Source organism: Streptomyces sp. NPDC099050 (assembly GCF_044759865.1).
GTDB lineage: Bacteria > Actinomycetota > Actinomycetes > Streptomycetales > Streptomycetaceae > Streptomyces.
In genome coordinates, this window is the sequence record NZ_JBIWAE010000011.1 from 15,490 (window position 1) to 28,736 (window position 13,247).

The following is a 13,247-nucleotide window of genomic DNA, read 5'->3' on the forward strand; positions in this document are numbered from 1 at the left end:
TCGAAGGTGTGCGGGAAGGGCGATATTTCAAGTGTCTGGAGATTCCCCGGTTTGGCTGACCGGGGATCGTCGGCTATGTTGCGCCGCGCGCTCCGGTCAGCGGTGGCGGAAAACGCGTGTGGCCTGGGGGATCGGGTGCTCTGCACCGACGGGCCCGGCGGGAGCGGCGGGGCGGGCCTGGATGCTCGTGACGCACATCGAGCGCGATGGTTCCGGCACGGGATTCGGGTTGGGCATGCGGGGATTCCTTGCGGGGCGATTAGTGGTGACACCTTCAATGCTCCGGAGGATCACGGAATTTGATAATCCCGGATCGTCGGATATAAGGGGCGCCACGATTGGCCGGCTCAGCGGCGGCGGGCGTTGTCGCCGGCGGCCTTGATAGCCGTCTGCGTGGTGGACGGCGGCGCGGGGACCTTGTGGGCGCGAACGGCCTGGGGACGTGCGGCCGCGGGGTCGGCGGGGAGCTGCGCGAGGCGTCGGAGCCGCCAGACGAGGACGTCGCTGATGGACGTGGCGCTGCCCAACTCCCTGCGTTGGGTCGCTTCGGTGAGCAGGTCGACGGGGCTGTGGCCGGCGGCCTGGGCGTCGGCGAGGGTGGCGGCCAGGGCCGGCCAGCCGGGCTCGGCCAGGATCTGTTCCGCCAGGTCTGGGATCGCCTGGCGCAGGGCCGCTGTGTGCTGGCGCTGCAGGGGCTGAGCCATGTGGCGTCCGCGCTGCTGGAGGACGGCCATGGGCTGGGCTGCGGCTGTCCGGTAGGCGGCGCGGAGGTGTTCGGCTGCCTGGAGGGCGGCAACAGCCTGCTGGGCGTGGTTCTTCTTGGCGTGCCAGGTGGCGGCGGCGGTGGCGAGGAAGAACGCCATGTCGATCAGCATCGCGGCTGTGGCGCCGTCTTCGCCTCGGCCCAGGGCCGGACCGCCGTGGATCAGATTGCGGGCGGCTTGGCGCAGGGCACGGTCGTGGCCGCGTTCGGCGCGTACGTGGGAGCGGGCCGCCCGCTCGAACGCCGTGGCCGCTTGCCTCAGCTGGTGGCGAGTGCGGGCGGGGGAGGTTTCCACGAGGGCGTCGAGGACCTCGCCGGCGGCGGCGATCTGGGCGGCCACGGTCCCGTCGTCGCCGTGGTCGATGAGCAGGACGGCCTGCCAGACGGCTTCGGTGGCGTGGCGGCGGGCGCCCGCGGGACGGCTGGCCTGGGCGGGAGTCGGCTGGGTCGATGAGCCGGTCCAGCGTTCGCGGATGCGGGGCAGGGAGAGGTCGGGGGCCAGCTTCGATCCGGAGTAGTAGACGGGCGCCCCTTCCTTGTTGCGGTCCCCGGGCAGGGCGACGGTGTAGCCGAGGGTGTCGCCGGACGGGGCGGTCCGGCGGCGGACGAGGAGGCCTGCGGAGGCGAGGCGGTCGAAGAACTCCGTCTCCGAGGCAGTGCCCGCCGCAGCCTGGCGGACGCTCTCGCGCAGTTCCTCGCGGGCGGTGCGGTCCCGGCCTCGGCTCTGGGCTTTGTGGCGTTCCGCGCTGGTGGGGCGCTTGGCGGCGGTGCCGTCTCCGGGCGCCACGCGGTACAGGTCGTAGTCGGCCTCGATGCGGCGGCATTCGTTCTGGGCGCGCTGGCCGGAGCGGTGGTGGTCGGGCTTGCGGCCGTCCTCGCGGACGAGCGTGGCGATGAGGTGGATGTGGTCGTCGGCGTGGCGCACGGCGGCCCAGCGGCAGCCCGCCCCGTCGCCGGGGTCGATGCCGGTGGCGGCGATGACCCGGCGGGCGATGTCCGCCCACTCGTCGTCCGTGAGCGTCCGGTCGCCGGGGGCGGAGCGTACGGAGGCGTGCCAGACGGGCTTGTCCGGGCGGGTGCCCGCGGGCAGCAGGCGGAGCGGTTCGTCGAGGAGCTGTTGGAGGTCTTCCTCGGTGGCGCCGGGGTCGCGGCCGGGGTCGGGGGCGAGGCCGTCGAAGGAGGCGACCAGGTGTGGGTCGACGTGCTCTTCACTGCGGCCGGCGCCGAAGAGGTAGGCGAGCAGACCAGCGGTGCTGGTGCCCTGCTTCTGGATGGAGGGGATCAAGCCGCTTGGGTTCCTTCGTCGGGGTTCGTCATGCGGGCGGTGACCTGGCGGACGCCATCGGCGGCGCGGTGGACGGCGGCGATGGTTGCGTCGAGGTCTTCGGGGGCGAGGCCGAGGTGCAGGGCGCGGGCTGCCTGGTTGAGGTTGTTGTTGGCGTGGCCGAGCTGGCGGCGAAGGGCGAAAAGCGCGGTGAGGACGTCCTGCTCGGTGGCGATGGCGGCGGCCGTTCGGTGTTGATCACGGGCTGCCGCGAGACCGGAGTGGGCGAGGAACCCGGCGACGCTCATGCCGACGGCCTTGGCGCCGGCGGCGATGCGTAGGTACTCGGGTTCGCTCAGGCGGACGCTGCGTGCGGTGCGCTGCTCGTCAGCGCGGATACGGGGCTTGCCCCGGTACCCGTCAGGCTGCGGTCCGCCCTCGGTCGCAGCCTCCCCGTCCCGCGCCCCCTGGCGCGGCACGGAGTCCGCCACCCCCGGGGCGGGCTTCGGTTCGGACGCACCCCCGACGGGGGAGTGTCCGAACCTCCAACTTGCTCCGCCTGAAGCTGCGATGGTCTCTTCCGGATTGAGGGGCGAAGGGTCTTGCTGGTCATGCATGTGGTGCTCCTGCGTGGGGTGAGTCGGTGCGGGGTGGGGTGCCGTGATGTGGCTGATCAGGACGGTGTCTCGCTGGTCCCGTCGAGTTCGGCCTGCAGAACGCGCTGGGCGTCCTGCGCTCGGACCCGGCTGATGGAGAAGCCCTTGGCCCGGACGGCTGCCTCGATGTGGCGGCGGGAGACTCGGCCTTTCGGGCCGAGCTTGGCCGTGCGGCCGATGTCGAGGACCTCCTCCATAGAAGCTTTGGGGAGCCGACTGTCGGCCCGCTTGGCCGGCTTCGTGGGCGACGCCACCTCCTCGGTGCCTACCGCCACTTCGTCGGCGGGCGTCGCGCTCGCGGCTGGCCGCCGGGCGAGCTGGTCCGGAGGGGGTTCGGCGACGAGCCGCCCCGGCGCGGGTGTGGCGCTTCGATCAGGCTGGGCGTCGTTGTGGCTGTGGCTGTCCACAGTCTCTGGGCCTACCGAACGAGACTCCTGGGCCTCCGCCACCGTGGCGTTCGTGTCGGGGGAGGGCGTGGCGACGAGGCGGTGGATCTGCCGCATGAGCACGCCGAAGGCCAGCAGTGCCGCAGTCGGCGGGACCGCGGCGACCACGTAGTCGAGGACGGGGACCGGGGCGTCCCCGGTGCCGCTGACCCCGGCCACGTTGAGCACGATGGACCCGACCGAGCCGGTGGCGGTCAGCGCGATGGCCCACCCGTCCGGCTCCCGACGGAGCCCGGCGTGCAGCATCAGGAGTTCGCCGATGACGACGAAGGCGTCCAGAGTCGCCGGCCACGCCCACTGGCGGATGGGGGAGGCAGCCAGGCCGTGGGCTCCGGCGACCTCGGCCAGGTGCGCGTACGAGAGCCAGAACCCGGCGGCGGTCAGGACGATGATCACGGCGCCGGCGGCGGCGAGGACGTAGCGCCCGGCTGCCTCCGCAGAGGTGGGTCGGGATATGGGGTTGGTGTGCAGAGGGGTTCTCCTGATGGGGGTTGGAGGGGGCGATGACGGCGTTCACGGAGGGGGCGTACACGCGAGCCCCCTTCTAAAGGGGGGCTCGCGCGTGAACGCTCTGGCACGTGTACGGCGTGTACGGGTGCGTGACCGCCTGACCTGCGGTTTCTGTGATGCGTGTACGCCTGCGGGGTGGCGTGGGCGGGGCTGTGCCCCGAGGGCGCGTGTACGCCCCCGTGTACGGGACGCGCGCCCGGACGGCGGCCTTAGGAGACGGCGCCGATGTGGCGGACGGAGGTCCGGTAGCGGGCCTGCTGGCCGCCCCCGTTGCCGCCTGCCGCGCCCTCGGCCTTGGCCGCCAGGCCGTTCTTGACGAGGCGGTCGAGGATCCGCCTGGCCTTCTCCGTGGCGGCACGGTCCGGGTTGTTCTCGCCGCTCTGGATGACGGCGAGTTCGCGGACGGTCAGCCCGTCGGGACGCTTGCGGAGCATCTCGGCGGGATCCAGCGCGGGGTCGACCTGGGAGGTGCCGCGCTCGTGGTCGTGGATCACCTGGAGGGGGCCGATCTCGCCCGTGGAGCACTTGACCTGGTGGATGGTGACGGCGAGGTCGCCGGCCTCTCCGGACACGAACAGGACGGTGCCCGCGCCAGAGGTCAGCCACGTAGAGCCGTAGACGCGGTCTAGCGACGGCCGCTGGGCGCGCGGCGTGCCCTCGCTGCCCTTGCGTTGGTGATGGAGCTCCATGACCTCGACGCCGTTGCGTATGGCCCGCTGGCGGGCGTTGTTGTACGCGACCGCGAGGGCGTCGTCGACCAGGGTGCTCATCGCGTCCTTCAGGCTGTCGATCACGATGGTGTCGGCCTGGTGGGCGGCGGCGAGGTCGGCGAGGAGGTCCGGTTCCTTGTCCAGGGTCGCGGGCAGTGGGCCCTGCCAGACGGCGAGCCCGTCCCGCATGCGGGACTCGTGCTCGGGCCCGATCCGGCGGGCCATGGCGTGCGCGATCTGCTTGGGCCGGTCCATCGCGAGGTACAGCACGCGCTTGCCCTGGGCGACCGGCATATCGAGGACGCTGTCGGTCAGGCCGAGGCGGGCGAAGATCAGCTGATGCGCGAGCGTCGTCTTCCCGACGCCCGGAGCTCCGAGGATCATCAGGCTCTCGCCGGAAGCCCAGGCCGTCTGCTCCCTGGTCCCCCACAACGGTTCCTTGTCGGCGCCGGTCTCGGTGATGAACCGCCATCCGTCGGTGATGTAGCGCGACAGCCGCCCCTGACCGGAGGCCAGGGCCCGCTCGCGCTCGGCCCGGACCTCGGACTCGACCTCGCTGCGGATGGCGTCAGGGTCGGCGCCCGGCTCCATCGCGCGCTGCACCGTGCGGATGCCGGAGGCGAGCAGGCGACGCAGGTCGGCCTTCTGGCGGTCGATGCCGGCGTAGTGGAGCGCACCGTCGACCGATGGCGTGGCGCCGTACAGCTGGTGCATGTAGACCTTGCCGCCGACCCGGTTCAGGTCACCCTGTTCCTGGAGGCGGTTGCCGAGGACGATGGTGGACTGGTTCGCGGAGAAGGAGCCCGGCGGGCTGCTGTTCGTGGGGGAGAAGGGAGCGCCGTTCCGGCGAACGTCCTTCGGTCGCAAGTGGGCCAAGGCCCGCGTGAAGGTCGGCCTGCCGAAGGACTTCCGCTTCTACGACCTGCGCCACACCGGCCATACCCTCTCCACCCAGTCTGGCGCGACGCTGAAGGACACGATGGTCCGCGCGGGCCAGTCCTCGGAGAAGGCCGCGATGATCTACCAGCACTCCGACGACGAACGTCAGCAGGAGGTCGCTGGTGGCCTCGATGCGCGGGTCCGCGCGGCCCGCGAGAAGGCGGGCGCGAAGTCGAGGCCGCGACTCGTGCGGGAAGCCTGACCAATACGCCGACGGGCGGGAACGACCTCCGGGTTGTCCCAGCCCGTCGGCGTACGTGCCGGGAAATCTGAGGTCCTCCAACGGGCACCCGTTGGAGTGTGTCTCCCATAGAGGCCTGCTGAACTCCGGAAACATAGTCTCGGTTGGCTTGCGTGGCGGCTACCGGACGAGCCCCTGGTGACCGCTGTCTACCGCCCTGACTGGTACGTAGTTGCACGTCGGCTTATGGCCGCAGCTGGGCGACCGCGTCGCGGGCTGCGTCGATGGCTCCGGTGCGGACGGCCTCGCGGTCGTCGTCGCTGCGGGCGTATGTGATGGTGATCAGCAGGTTGCTGCGGCGGAAGACGACCTGCGCGGTGATGTTCTTGCCGGGGTCCGTCGGCCCGAAGCGGAGGAAGGCCTCCTCACCGAGGCCGGGCAGGTCCTCCTGGGTGCCCTTCTCCCAGCCGCGTTCCTTGCCGCTGCGCTGTTCGCGGTAGTTCTCGCGGGCCATCTCGACCGTGAGCCGTGATGCCCGCAGGTGGACGTTGGCCCGGTACACGCCCTTCTCCCTTGGGGCGGCCCAGGTGCACGACCCCAGGTCCTCGCGCCCACCGTAGGCCGTCGGCAGCAGCCGGTGGATGGTTTCGGGGGCGACGAGTTCGCAGTAGTAGGGGTTGCGGGTGAACTCGCCGGCCTGGCGCCGCTCCCACCAGCGCCACGACGTGACCGAGGCGCTGACTACGACGATCAGCAGGACCGCCGCTATCAGAGGGCGACGCGGAAGCTTGGAGGGTGTGGTCACGGCCGCAGCATAAGTGCCGCGAACCGGCCACGACATAGGAATTCCGGCTGCCGCCGCGCCGATGGCCGGCACCCGCAGTGGGTGCCGGCCATCGGGGTGAGGGACCGGGGGATCAGGCGGCGCCGTCGTGGGCGGCGCCGACCAGTTCCTCCAGGAGGTCTTCCATCGTGACGAAGCCGATCACCGTGCCCGTGGCGGCGGCGACGGCCGCGAGGTGGGTGCCCGCGTCGCGCATCGCGGTCATGGTGTCGTCGAGCGGGGTGTCGAGGGCGACCGTGATGACGGGGCGCATGGCGCTGCGGGGGAAGGGGGCGGAGCGGTCGCCGGCGGCGAGGGCATCCTTGATGTGCAGGTAGCCCCAGATCTCCCGTCCCTCCGGACCGATGACGGGGAGGCGGGAGTAGCCGTGATCGGCGGCGGTCCGCTCCAGGCGTCGGGGGGTGATGTCGCCGGGGACGGTGACCACCTTGTCGAGCGGGACCATCACTTCGCCGACCGGGCGGGTGCCGAGTTCCAGGGCGTCCCGGAGGCGCTCCCCGTCCTCGGGGCCGAGGAGGCCTGCGGCGCTGGAGTCCTTGACGAGGCGGGCGAGTTCCTCGTCGGTGAAGACGGAGCCGACCTCGTCCTTCGGTTCGACCTTCAGCAGCCGCAGCAGGGTGTTGGCGAAGGCGTTGATGCCGAAGACGAACGGCCGAAGGGCGCGGGTGAGGGCGACCAGCGGCGGCCCGAGGAGCAGCGCGGTCGGCGCGGGGGCAGCGAGCGCGATGTTCTTGGGGATCATCTCGCCGACGAGCATGTGCAGGTACGTCGCCAGGGTGAGCGCGATGACGAAGGCGATCGGGTGGATCAGCCCCTCGGGCACCCCGATGGCGTGGAACGGCGGTTCCAGCAGGTGCGCGATGGCCGGCTCGGCGACCGCGCCGAGCACCAGGGAGGAGACGGTGATGCCGAGCTGGGCGGTGGCCATCATCGCCGAGAGGTGCTCAAGACCCCACAGCACGGTCTTCGCCCGCCGGTCGCCCTTGAGCGCGGCCGGTTCGATCTGGCTGCGGCGTACGGCGATCAGCGCGAACTCGGCACCGACGAAGAAGGCGTTGGTGATCAGGGTGAAGGCGCCGATCAGCAGCTGGATCGCGGTCATCGGGCCTGCTCCTCATCGGTGGCGGAGAGCGCCGGCGCCGTGATCGACACACGGTCGGCGCGGTGGTGGTCTACGTCGAGAACGGACAGCTCCCAGCCGTCCACCTCCACGGTGTCGCCCTCGACCGGGATACGCTCCAGACGGGTCGCGATCAGCCCGGCGAGGGTCTCGTACGGGCCTTCGGGCGCGGTCAGACCGAGCTCCTCCAGCTCGTCGACGCGGACGCTGCCGTCGGCCTCCCAGACCTTGCGGCCGTCCTGCTCGGGGCCTTCGACGAGGTCGGGGGCCTCGAACGGGTCGTGCTCGTCGCGGACCGAGCCGACTACTTCCTCGACGATGTCCTCGACGGTGGCGACGCCTGCGGTGCCGCCGTATTCGTCGATGATCACGGCCATGGTGTGGGCCTTGCGCAGCCGCCCAAGGAGGATGTCGACGGGTAGCGAGTGCGGTGCCATCAGCGCGGAGCTCATCAGGTCGGCGACGGTCGTCACCGGGCGGTCGTCCTCGTCGAGGTCGAGAACGTCGCGGATGTGGATGGTGCCGACGACGTCGTCGAGGGTGTCGCGGTAGACCGGGAAGCGGGAGATGCCCGTGGCCAGCGTCAGGTTGGCGGCATCGGCCGCGGTCGCGTGGAGCTCCAGGGCCTGGACGTCGACGCGCGGGGTCATGACGTTCTCCGCGGTCAGCTCGGCCAGGTGCAGGGTACGGACGAACAACTCGGCGGAGTCCGCCTCGATCGCGCCGGCGCGGGCGGAGTGCCGGGCGAGCGCCACCAGCTCCTCCGGTGTACGGGCGGAGGCCAGTTCCTCGGCGGGCTCCAGGCCGAAGCGCCGTACGAGGCGGTTGGCGGTGTTGTTCAGGTGCCGGATCAGCGGGCCGAACGCGGCGGTGAACGCGCGCTGCGGACCGGCGACGACCTTGGCCACGGCCAGCGGCCGGGAGATCGCCCAGTTCTTCGGGACCAGTTCGCCGACCACCATCAGGACGACGGTGGAGAGCGCGACGCCCAGCAGGGTCGCCGTGGTCGGCACGGCCCCTGCGGGCAGGCCGATGGCCTCAAGAGGGCCACGTAGCAGCGCCGAGACGGACGGCTCGGCCAGCATGCCGATCACCAGGGACGTCACCGTGATGCCCAGCTGGGCACCGGACAGCTGGAAGGTCAGGCGCTTGGCGGCCTTCAGGGCGCCTTCGGCGCCGCGTTCACCGGCGGCGGCGGCCCGTTCAAGCTCACTGCGCTCGACCGTGGTCAGCGAGAACTCGGCGGCGACGAACACCGCGCACGCCAGCGTCAGAGCAAGCGCAAGAAGCAGCAGCAGGACTTCGGTCACCGTGCCACCCCCGCTCCCGGCGCGATCATCTGCGGGCAGGACGTGGCACGGCTTGGACTGGGAGGTTCACCCATTGCGGGTCTGCTGCTCCTTCTGCACTCGGCGGCACCGTCTCCGGTCCGCGGATGGGTTCTGGGAATTGTCCCCGACCTCATCGTAAAGGGTCGGTAAAGTCCTCGGCGATACGGAAGGGCCTTCGCCGGCTGATCGCTCCGGAGTCGGCTACAGGGGGCCGCGTCCAGATGGCCAGCCCTGCGCAAGGCCGGCTCAGGGTCCCGCTGGGGCCGGGGGGTGTTTTCCGGACTTTCCCCTTCAGGTCCCCTTGGTTGTTGCCCCCGTGCAACGTTCCGCATCTATGCTCGTTTCTACAGTCATGTAGAAACATGACGGCGAGCGCACTGGAGGATTGCCGTGGCTTCGATCGATCTCGACAAGGTGCTGGACAAGGCGTGGCGGGACAAGAGCCTGCCCGAGATACTCGCGGCCCCCGTCTCGGCCCTCAATGGCATCTCGGAGCGTGAGGGCGAGCACCTGAAGGACGCGTTCGGCGTCAAGACCGTCGCCGACCTGGCCGATCTGAAGTACGTCCGCTGGGCCCAGGCGCTGGCCGCGCTGGACACCTCCGCCAAGTAACGCAGATCCGTGGGTCGGTGCCTCCCCCGCGGCGGGATTGCGCCGGCCCACGGCCCGTACGCACAGATGAAGGAGTGAACGCCATCATGGTGTTCAAGAAGCTGCTCGGCTCGCTCGGTGTGGGCGGCCCGACCGTGGACACGGTCCTCGATCCGGTCTCCGCCGTGCCCGGCGGCACACTGAGCGGCGAGGTCCGTCTTCACGGCGGCAAGGCCGACTTCACCATCGAGCACATCACCCTGGAGCTCGTCGCCCGGGTGGAGGCCGAGCATGACGACGGCGAGTCGCAGGGCATGGTCGTCTTCGACCGGTTCACCGTCGGGGGCGGCTTCCGCCTCGCCGAGGGCGAGCGACGCGCCGTCCCCTTCGCCATGACGCTGCCGTGGGAGACGCCGGTCACCGAGCTGTACGGGCAGGCCCTCGGCATCGTCCTCGGCGTACGGACGGAGCTGTCGGTCGCGGGCGCCAAGGACAAGGGCGACCTCGACCCGCTCACCGTACGGCCACTGGCCGCCCAGGAGGCGGTCCTGGAAGCCCTCGGTCAGCTCGGCTTCGGCTTCAAGTCGGCCGACCTGGAGCTGGGGCACATCCGCGGCACCGGCCAGCAGCTGCCCTTCTACCAGGAGCTGGAGCTCACCCCGCCCGCGCGGTACGCGCACCAGGTCAACGAGATCGAGGTGACCTTCCTCGCCGACGCCGCAGGGCTGGAGGTCGTACTCGAAGCCGACAAACGCGGCGGCCTCTTCTCCGAGGGCCACGACGCCGTCTCCCGCCACAGGATCACGCACTCCGAGGTCCCGCACCGCGACTGGAACGCCGAGGTCGACGCCTGGATCCGGCAGTTGATCGACCACCGCGCGGGGCACGGCTCGCACGGGGCCCCGTACGGGCAGGGCGGCGGTCACGCGCATGGAGACGGCCACCACGGCCACCACTCCGGTCCGGGCATGGGCACCGTCGTCGCCGCAGGTGCGGCCGGCCTCGCGGTCGGTGTCGTCGGCGGGATGGTCGCCGCCGAAGTGGTGGACGAGGTCGGCGACTTCTTCGAGGGAGACGAGGAAGGGGCCGAGGAGGGCGACGACGAGAGCTGAGGCTCCCTCACTCCCACCTGCTAGCTTCTACAGAAATGTAGTAATTCCGGCGTTCGACCAGGCTTGTCCCGGGCCGGATCCGCCAACTCGACACAGATGGAGTTCTCGTGGCCCTGTGGGACCGCTTCAAGGAATCCGCATCGACGATGCAGACCCAGCTCATGGCGAAGAAGAACGAACTGACCAGCGGCGCCTTCCGTGATGCGTCCATGGCCATGTGCGCCCTGGTCGCAGCGGCCGACGGCACGGTGGACGCCTCCGAGCGGCAGCGCGTGACCCAGCTGATCGCGACCAACGAGGTGCTGCAGAACTTCGACGCCGCCGACCTCCAGCGGCGTTTCGAGGCCAACCTCGACAAGCTGGCCGCCGACTTCGCCCTCGGTAAGGTCAGCGTGATGCAGGAGATCGCCAAGGCGAAGAAGAAGCCCGCCGAGGCCCGCGCCGTCGTCCAGATCGGCATCGTCATCGGCGGCGCCGACGGCGACTTCGACAAGACCGAGCAGGCCATCGTCCGCGAGGCCTGCTACACCCTCGATCTCCCGCCCCACGAGTTCGACCTCTGAGCCGAACGGGACCAGGCCGGGGCCGCTCGGTCAGCGACCCTGGCCTTCGGCGTCCCGGGCACCGGTCATAGCGGAGTCGCGGCGTGCAGGATGAAGAACAAGGTGACCGCCGAGTTCGCCGAGGACAGTGCTGAGATGGTGGTCCCGGCGGCGGCCCCCCAGGCGGCGAGACCCACGGCGGTGAAGGCGGGCGGCCACAGGCGTGCTGCCGGGGCCGGCCCCAGCAGCGCGGCCACCCGTCGAGGTACAGGGCCCACGGCGGCCGCGAAGCCCGCGAGCGTCGCGACCGGGGCGCCGCGGGAGACCAGCGCGGCCTTGCCCACCGCCCGCGCGACGGTGCGCCGACTGCCGACGCGAGCGGCCGCCTCCTCGTCCGCCCACCGCTCGGCGGTGTACGTCACGGCGGTGCGCAGTGGCCGCAGGAACGGGTTCGCCCGCGCGGCCAGCTGCACGGTCAGCAGGAACCGGTGGTGCTGCCCTGCGAGGTGGGCGCGTTCATGGGCGAACAGGGCCCGGCGCTCGGGTGCGCTGAGCGCCCCCAGTATTCCGGTCGTGGCCACGATCCTGCCGGTCCCCCGCCTGCCCGGCAGGGCGTACGCGTACGGGGATTCGTCGGGCAGGACGACCACGGGCGTGGCGGGCAGCCCCTTCAGCGCCTGCTCGGCGCGGAGACACACCCGGTGGTGCTGCCAGGCCGCCCTCGCGCACGAGGCGATCACTGCGATCAGCGCGGGGATGGCGACCTTGCCGGCGATCTCGTCGTACGGCACCGCCTCGCGCACCTCGGGATCCGACCAGCCGTCCGGCAGCGGGTTGCCCGGCAGCTGCGCGGTACCGACCACGACCAGCAGCGCGAGACACAGCGTGCTGCACACGGCGAGCACGGCGGCGACGGCGGTGAGCAGCAGGTGGCGGCGCGCGGGTGGAGGTGGTGCTCGGCGAGGCGGGCGATGGGCCAGGCGGTCAAGGGCAGGACGAGCGGCAGGAAGACGAAGACCCCCATTGCGTCAGCGCTCCCCTTCTCCTTCTTCCGTCGTCTGCGCCAGCAGGTCCCGCAGCACTCTCTCGTCGCCGGCCGAGAGGGCGGTGACGAAGCTGGTCAGTACGGCCTCCCGGTCCGGCTCTGCGTCCAGCACCTTACGCATGCGCAGCGCGGCGAGACCGGCCTCGTCCGCGACCGGAGTCCACTCGAAGGACCGGCCCGCCCGCTTGCGGCTGACAGCACCCTTGACGTGCAGCCGGGTCAGGATGGTCATCACCGTGGTGTACGCGAGCCCGCTCCCCAGGTGCTCCTGGACCCAGCCCGCGTTGGCCGGCCCCGGAGCCCGGTGCAGCGCGGCCAGCACCTGGGCCTCCAGTTCGCCCTGCCCCCGGCGCCGGGAAGGCTCGTCGGCGCTGCTGTCGATCTGGTCCGTCATGCCGTCAACCTCCCGTGGCCCGGCCCCGTCTACCTCCACGGGGCGGTTCATCGTACTGATGGCTGTCCGCGGCAGAGCACGGCCGCGCCCTCGCGACCGAGCCCAACTTCTACATTAATGTAGTTTTCTGTTTCTGCTACCCGGCTACCCGGCTTCGGCCACGAGAGGGATGCGACATGGGTGTGAGCCTTTCCAAGGGCGGCAATGTCTCGCTGAGCAAGGAGGCTCCGGGCCTGACCGCGGTACTGGTCGGCCTGGGCTGGGACGTCCGCACGACCACCGGCACCGACTACGACCTCGACGCCAGCGCCCTGCTGGTCGGGGAGTCCGGCAAGGTGCCCTCCAGCGGGCACTTCGTCTTCTACAACAACCTGAAGAGCCCCGAAGGCTCCGTCGAGCACACCGGCGACAACCTCACCGGCGAGGGCGAAGGCGACGACGAGGTCGTCAAGGTCGACCTGGCCGCCGTCCCGGCGGACATCCAGAAGATCGTGTTCCCCGTCTCCATCCACGACGCGGACGCCCGCGGCCACAGCTTTGGCCAGGTCCGCAACGCCTTCATCCGCGTCGTCAACCAGGCCGGCGGCGCCGAACTCGCCCGCTACGACCTCTCAGAGGACGCCGCGACCGAGACCGCGATGATCTTCGGTGAGCTCTACCGCAGCGGCGACGAGTGGAAGTTCCGCGCCGTCGGCCAGGGCTACGCCTCCGGCCTGGCCGGCATCACCGCTGACTTCGGCGTCTGATCGGACGGCTGAGACCCGGCGGGCCGGAAGTCCAGTCCGGCCCGCCGCGGGCC

12 protein-coding genes and 2 pseudogenes are annotated in these 13,247 nt (G+C 71.1%); 5 read left to right on the forward strand and 9 right to left on the reverse strand.

Annotated elements, in window-relative coordinates:
- Positions 1–347: 347 nt before the first annotated feature.
- The 4 genes from ACIQV3_RS19595 to ACIQV3_RS19610 form a co-directional block, all read right to left on the reverse strand.
- Entirely contained in the window at positions 348–2,048 is a 1,701-nt protein-coding gene (locus ACIQV3_RS19595) for a relaxase/mobilization nuclease domain-containing protein (protein WP_403713665.1), read from the reverse strand.
- The gene (locus tag ACIQV3_RS19600) at positions 2,045–2,506 is read right to left on the reverse strand and encodes a plasmid mobilization protein (RefSeq protein WP_403713666.1); all 462 of its coding nucleotides are present in this window, start codon (positions 2,504–2,506) and stop codon (positions 2,045–2,047) included. The genes ACIQV3_RS19595 and ACIQV3_RS19600 overlap by 4 nt, the downstream gene beginning before the upstream one ends.
- 194 nt (positions 2,507–2,700) lie before the next feature.
- Positions 2,701–3,525 (reverse strand): DUF2637 domain-containing protein, encoded by an 825-nt coding sequence (locus tag ACIQV3_RS19605; protein ID WP_403713667.1) that lies wholly within the window; start codon positions 3,523–3,525, stop codon positions 2,701–2,703.
- Positions 3,526–3,848: 323 nt separating this feature from the next.
- Positions 3,849–5,126 (reverse strand): AAA family ATPase, encoded by a 1,278-nt coding sequence (locus ACIQV3_RS19610; protein WP_403713862.1) that lies wholly within the window; start codon positions 5,124–5,126, stop codon positions 3,849–3,851.
- Position 5,127: 1 nt separating this feature from the next.
- On the opposite strand from ACIQV3_RS19610, the pseudogene ACIQV3_RS19615 reads away from it, so the two are divergent.
- Positions 5,128–5,490 (forward strand): annotated as a pseudogene (locus ACIQV3_RS19615) (tyrosine-type recombinase/integrase); the annotation flags it as partial.
- A gap of 223 nt (positions 5,491–5,713) precedes the next feature.
- On the opposite strand, the gene ACIQV3_RS19620 reads toward ACIQV3_RS19615, so the two are convergent.
- The 3 genes from ACIQV3_RS19620 to ACIQV3_RS19630 form a co-directional block, all read right to left on the reverse strand.
- A complete protein-coding gene (locus tag ACIQV3_RS19620; RefSeq protein ID WP_403713668.1) occupies positions 5,714–6,274 on the reverse strand; it encodes a hypothetical protein in 561 nt (186 codons plus the stop codon).
- Between the two features lie 112 nt (positions 6,275–6,386).
- On the reverse strand, positions 6,387–7,415 hold the full coding sequence (locus tag ACIQV3_RS19625; RefSeq protein WP_403713669.1) for a hemolysin family protein: 1,029 nt from the start codon (positions 7,413–7,415) through the stop codon (positions 6,387–6,389).
- Positions 7,412–8,743, reverse strand: coding sequence for a hemolysin family protein (locus tag ACIQV3_RS19630; RefSeq protein ID WP_403713670.1), 1,332 nt, complete (start codon positions 8,741–8,743; stop codon positions 7,412–7,414). The genes ACIQV3_RS19625 and ACIQV3_RS19630 overlap by 4 nt, the downstream gene beginning before the upstream one ends.
- A 411-nt stretch (positions 8,744–9,154) precedes the next feature.
- Between ACIQV3_RS19630 and ACIQV3_RS19635 the strand changes: the two genes are divergently transcribed.
- The 3 genes from ACIQV3_RS19635 to ACIQV3_RS19645 all read left to right on the forward strand — a co-directional run bounded on the left by ACIQV3_RS19635 (position 9,155) and on the right by ACIQV3_RS19645 (position 11,030).
- Positions 9,155–9,376, forward strand: coding sequence for a hypothetical protein (locus tag ACIQV3_RS19635; protein ID WP_403713671.1), 222 nt, complete (start codon positions 9,155–9,157; stop codon positions 9,374–9,376).
- 86 nt (positions 9,377–9,462) lie between these two features.
- Positions 9,463–10,467 carry a sporulation protein gene (locus ACIQV3_RS19640; RefSeq protein WP_403713672.1) on the forward strand — a complete coding sequence of 335 codons (1,005 nt, stop codon included), beginning with the start codon at positions 9,463–9,465 and terminating at the stop codon, positions 10,465–10,467.
- A gap of 107 nt (positions 10,468–10,574) precedes the next feature.
- The gene (locus ACIQV3_RS19645) at positions 10,575–11,030 is read left to right on the forward strand and encodes a tellurite resistance TerB family protein (protein WP_403713673.1); all 456 of its coding nucleotides are present in this window, start codon (positions 10,575–10,577) and stop codon (positions 11,028–11,030) included.
- Positions 11,031–11,095: 65 nt separating this feature from the next.
- On the opposite strand, the pseudogene ACIQV3_RS19650 reads toward ACIQV3_RS19645, so the two are convergent.
- Both ACIQV3_RS19650 and ACIQV3_RS19655 read right to left on the reverse strand, forming a co-directional pair.
- Positions 11,096–12,033: pseudogene (locus ACIQV3_RS19650) on the reverse strand (M56 family metallopeptidase).
- Between the two features lie 4 nt (positions 12,034–12,037).
- Entirely contained in the window at positions 12,038–12,448 is a 411-nt protein-coding gene (locus tag ACIQV3_RS19655) for a BlaI/MecI/CopY family transcriptional regulator (protein ID WP_403713674.1), read from the reverse strand.
- Positions 12,449–12,624: 176 nt separating this feature from the next.
- Here ACIQV3_RS19655 and ACIQV3_RS19660 point away from each other — a divergent pair, with 176 nt between their 5' ends.
- Positions 12,625–13,194 carry a TerD family protein gene (locus tag ACIQV3_RS19660; protein WP_403713675.1) on the forward strand — a complete coding sequence of 190 codons (570 nt, stop codon included), beginning with the start codon at positions 12,625–12,627 and terminating at the stop codon, positions 13,192–13,194.
- Positions 13,195–13,247 lie beyond the last annotated feature (53 nt).

What these genes read in the sequence shown, in the direction of transcription:
- ACIQV3_RS19625 (WP_403713669.1), bottom strand. Translation starts at nt 7,415, where the DNA reads ATGACCGCGATCCAGCTGCTGATCGGCGCCTTCACCCTGATCACCAAC.
- ACIQV3_RS19640 (WP_403713672.1), top strand. Translation starts at nt 9,463, where the DNA reads ATGGTGTTCAAGAAGCTGCTCGGCTCGCTCGGTGTGGGCGGCCCGACC.
- ACIQV3_RS19655 (WP_403713674.1), bottom strand. Translation starts at nt 12,448, where the DNA reads ATGACGGACCAGATCGACAGCAGCGCCGACGAGCCTTCCCGGCGCCGG.
- ACIQV3_RS19660 (WP_403713675.1), top strand. Translation starts at nt 12,625, where the DNA reads ATGGGTGTGAGCCTTTCCAAGGGCGGCAATGTCTCGCTGAGCAAGGAG.